Annotated in this window: 4 protein-coding genes; 3 read left to right on the top strand and 1 reads right to left on the bottom strand. The window is 65.0% G+C overall.

What is annotated here, in order from left to right; translation table 11 throughout:
* A partial coding sequence (locus NTW26_11795; GenBank protein MCX7022929.1) for a DUF2089 family protein occupies positions 1-339 on the bottom strand: 339 nt, incomplete at its 3' end.
* A gap of 176 nt (positions 340-515) precedes the next feature.
* Here NTW26_11795 and rdgB point away from each other — a divergent pair.
* The 3 genes from rdgB to NTW26_11810 all read left to right on the top strand — a co-directional run.
* A complete protein-coding gene (gene rdgB / locus NTW26_11800; GenBank protein ID MCX7022930.1) occupies positions 516-1181 on the top strand; it encodes an RdgB/HAM1 family non-canonical purine NTP pyrophosphatase in 666 nt (221 codons plus the stop codon).
* A complete protein-coding gene (locus tag NTW26_11805) occupies positions 1178-1678 on the top strand; it encodes an LptE family protein (protein MCX7022931.1) in 501 nt (166 codons plus the stop codon). Before rdgB ends, NTW26_11805 begins: the two co-directional genes overlap by 4 nt.
* A gap of 138 nt (positions 1679-1816) precedes the next feature.
* Positions 1817-2198 (top strand): AMIN domain-containing protein (locus NTW26_11810; protein ID MCX7022932.1); only part of this gene is annotated, 382 nt, incomplete at its 3' end.

Genomic DNA, 2198 nt, shown 5'->3' on the forward strand with positions numbered 1-2198 from the left:
GCCGGCCGCCAGCATCTCCAGCAACCTGAGCCTCTCGGCGGCCGCCCGTTTGGGGTCCTGCCTGGGGAAACGATGCCCCACGCCCAGAACGTCGGCCAGTTCGGCCAGCCGCTTTTTCACCGTGGGGTAGCTGATGCCCAGGATGCCCTCCATGTCCTTGATGCTCCCGCCGACGGCGACGAAGTGCTTCAGGAAGGCGCGCTGCTCCGAGCTCAGGCTGCAGAAATCACAGAGGGTGAAATCGCCGCGCAGGGATACGCGGCAGCTCTTGCAGAGGAGCTCGACGACGTTGAACTCCTTGCCGCAGACGGGGCAGTGGCCGGGTATGGGGTAGGGCATTTTCGGCTCCTCGGACGGTTTGGGCTTAGTACAGATCCCGCGCGTCTGGTAAAATGTCCGGGTAGGCGGCTTCTTTAAATTCATTCACCCGGTCCGAGAGACAGCATAGCGGGATACATTGATATAGTCAAGTGTAATGTTAATTTACTTAATAAACACATGAATTATCTTAAACGATGACGCGCATACACATCGCCAGCCGAAACCCCGACAAGCTCCGCGAGCTCCGGGACATCCTCGGAGACGAGGGGTACCGCCCGGTCTCCCTCCTGGAGCTCGACCCCGCGGGCACCCTCGATATCGCCGAGACCGGCCGGAGCTTCACCGAGAACGCCGTCCTCAAGGCCACCGCCATCGCCGAGAGGTTCGGCGAGTTGGGGCTCGGCGAGGACTCCGGCCTCTCGGTGGACGCCCTGGGCGGGGCGCCGGGTATCTACTCCGCCCGGTACCACACCCTCGACGCCGAAACGATCCGCGACGTCTACCCCGGATACCCCGGAGGCCTTTCGCTGACAGCGACGGACGTCCCCGCGGATTTACTCAACAACGTGCGACTCCTCGCCGAGCTCGATGGATTTTCCGACCGCGCCGCCCGCTACGCCTGCGCCGTCGCCCTGGCGACCCCAGCGGGAGAGGTCCTCCTGGCCGCCGTGGGGACGGTGGAGGGGCGGATCGGGGACCGGCCGGTCGGCGACGGGGGCTTCGGCTACGACCCCCTCTTCATCCCCGAGGGGTCCGAGCTGACCTTCGCCCGGCACGCCCCGGAGGCCAAGCACGCCGTTAGCCACCGCGGCCGGGCGCTGAAGCGGCTCGTGGACTTCCTGAAAGAGGAACGGCCGTGAGGAGAATCGTCGCTCTACTACTCCTGGCGCTGGTCCTCATCGCGGGCTGCCGCTACACCTTCAGCCCCAATCTGCCGCCGGGAATCGAGTCGGTGGCGGTGCCCACGGTCGCCAACTCCACCTTCGAGTACGGCATCGAGCAGGAGCTCACCGCCGCCATCATCGAGGAACTCCTGGTCAACTCGCCCCTGACCGTGGCCCCCGAGGCGCGCGCCGACGCCCTCCTCATCGTCACCATCACCGGCTACACCACCCGCGCCGTGGCCTACGACGTGGAGGAAGCGGTGAAAAAACGCGAGCTCACCGTGGAGCTCGAGGTGGTCTTCCGGGACCTGGCCGCCAAGCGCGACCTCTGGCGGGACACCTCCCTCTCCGAGCGCGTGACGTACTACGACGTCGAAACCACCGGGGGGAGCGGGACCGAGGCGGAGGCCTACACCGAGTCGGTCAACCTCCTGGCCCAGCGGGTCGTGGACCGCATCGTCGAGGGTTGGTAGCCGGTTAAAAAAAGCGCCCCCCCGCTCCTCCGCGCCGCCCGAGGGGGGATTGTCGGTGAGAGGGTCGCACACCCTTGCAACACCCTCAAATTCTGCTATACTTCAGGTGACAAATACTCGCACCAAAGCGGGAAGCTCTTGAAACTCCGGCCCTCGATAGTCATGGTGGTCCTCCTGTCGGCGACGGCCGCCCTCGCCCAGACCCCCCGCATCTCCTCCGTCGAATTCTCCACCGACGCCGACGGTAACGAGATAGTCACCATCACCGGCGACGCCGTAGGTCTCACCTCCCTGGCCTACGACGTCTTCTCCCTGGAGGACCCGCCCCGGGTCATCGTGGACATCAAGGACTCGATCCACCAGTGCGACCCCCTGGTCAAAGTCGAGGCCGGCCACAACATCCAACGCATCCGCTCCAGCCAGTACTCGGAAAGACCCTCCAAGATAGTCCGCGTGGTCATAGACCTGACCCGGTTCGAGCCCTACTCCCTGACGAAAGAGGGCAACACCATCGAGGTCC

The sequence above is a fragment of the bacterium genome, assembly GCA_026398675.1.
Classification (GTDB): domain Bacteria; phylum RBG-13-66-14; class RBG-13-66-14; order RBG-13-66-14; family RBG-13-66-14; genus RBG-13-66-14.